The sequence below is a fragment of the Mesorhizobium ventifaucium genome (assembly GCF_935822925.1).
Classification (GTDB): Bacteria; Pseudomonadota; Alphaproteobacteria; order Rhizobiales; family Rhizobiaceae; genus Mesorhizobium; species Mesorhizobium ventifaucium.
In genome coordinates, this window is record NZ_CAKXZS010000062.1 from 3,377 (window position 1) to 5,198 (window position 1,822).

2 protein-coding genes are annotated in these 1,822 nt (G+C 62.6%); one reads left to right on the plus strand and one right to left on the minus strand.

What is annotated here, in order from left to right:
- Positions 1 to 104: 104 nt before the first annotated feature.
- Positions 105 to 431, minus strand: coding sequence for a hypothetical protein (locus tag NMG70_RS33440; RefSeq protein ID WP_436798492.1), 327 nt, complete (start codon positions 429 to 431; stop codon positions 105 to 107).
- Between the two features lie 192 nt (positions 432 to 623).
- Between NMG70_RS33440 and NMG70_RS30590 the strand changes: the two genes are divergently transcribed.
- The coding region (locus NMG70_RS30590; RefSeq protein ID WP_436798493.1) for an SAM-dependent methyltransferase at positions 624 to 1,822 on the plus strand (1,199 nt) is incomplete at its 3' end.

Here is a 1,822-nt window from a genome sequence, read left to right on the forward strand (position 1 = left end):
GCCGCCGCTCGATCAGCCCGCAGTCCCTGCGCGCGCTCCCGGCCGGACGTAAGTGGGCGCGTGAGATCGCCAGTGTGATCTTCGATGGCCTTATGGTAGGAAGCCTATCGGTGCCAGCGCAATTGGCTGCCAGGTGGGACTGGTTCGGCGGCCCCCTCACCGAGTTGATCACCGAACTCGGCAAGGTCTGGGACGATCCCGTCGCGGGTCACCGCGTCCAGTATCACCTTGAGCAAATGCTTCTCGACTTCGACGATCTTGCCGCGCCGCGCAGGCTGGCGCGGACGCTTGGAATTCGCGTCGATGTTCGAAATCCGACCTCTATCGAACTTCCGGACGGGATCGATAAAATTTATGCCTATCTGATGATGGATGGCCAGATCGAGGCTGTCGTGCAGTTCGGCGTACTCGGGACGGTGACAAGGGATCATTGGATTGAATTGATCCTGAATGTCGTGCCCGCTGAGCGGCTTTTAGACAGTGCGGCAAGGTTTGCGGGACGATCACCCGTACCGCAACAGACCGCCGGCGCCGACACGTCAAACACGCTCGCAGCCGAGGCATTGTCAGCCACAGCCGAACGCGGGCCTGATCCGGACAGCCACTTTGGCAAACTCGCGCAATTGGCCGCGCAAGCGCGGGAGCTGGTTCGGTCGAGCGCCGAACCTGCGGAGCCTCCTGCGGCGCCGCGCCGCGCACGGCCCAGGCACGACAAGGATCGCACGTCGTTCTGGAATGGCTATTTCGCGACCGAGGATCCCTGGAACTACGGTTCGTCCTATGAGCAGGAAAAATATGAGCGGCAGCTCGAAATTCTGCCTGCCGGTCCGATCGGACGGGCGCTTGAGCTGGCCTGCGCGGAGGGCCACTTCACGCGGCAGCTGGCGCCGCATGTGGGCCATCTGACCGCAACCGACATCTCCGCCATAGCCATCGAGCGGGCTCGCGCGCGATGCAGCGATCAGCCGAATATTGAGTACGGCGTCCTGGATTTCTGCGCGGACACGCTGCCTGGTGAGATGGACCTGATCGTCTGTTCGGAAGTGCTCTACTATCTGGATGATCTCGCCGAGTTGCGGCGCATCGCAAAAAAAATCGTTGAGGCATTGGCGCCTTGCGGCAGTTTCATCAACGCACACGCATTCGTGTTACGTGACAATGTTGAAAAGACCGGCTTCGACTGGAACACATTCGGTGCACAAGCGATCTCAGAGACGCTGACAGCGACCGAAGGCCTCGTCCTCGAGCGATCGATCCAGACCGATCTCTATCGCATTGACCGCTTCCGCCGCCTCTCACCTGGAGACGTGGCGACGGAACCGATGATTGATCAAGTGCCAATCCGCGCACCCCTCGAAATCGGGGTCGCGCGAAACATCGTCTGGGGCGGGGCGCGGGCCTTGCGCCGCGACGTTACGCGTAACGAGCGGCGGCAGCGTATCCCTGTCCTCATGTATCACAGCGTCTCCGAGGATGGTCCGGCCGCGCTCGCCCGTTATCGGCTCACGCCAGCCGCATTCGCCAGCCAGATGGCATGGCTGCGCGCCAATGGCTTTCACGCGATCATGTCCGAGCAGCTGGAGTGGTTCATCGCCAACCGTCACCCTTTCGTTGGCCGCCCAGTGCTCATCACCTTCGACGACGGCTTCCAGAACTTTGCCGACCATGCCTGGCCGGCCTTGCGCGCGAACGACCTGACCGCGGAAGTGTTCCTGGTGACGGACCTGGTGGGCGCAAGCGCGCAGTGGGACGCCGACAGCGGTCCGCCGACGCAGCTTATGGACGCCGGGACGGTGCGACGCCTCGCCGCCGAAGGTGCGTT

What these genes read in the sequence shown, in the direction of transcription:
- NMG70_RS33440 (WP_436798492.1), bottom strand. Translation starts at nt 431, where the DNA reads ATGATCCCTTGTCACCGTCCCGAGTACGCCGAACTGCACGACAGCCTC.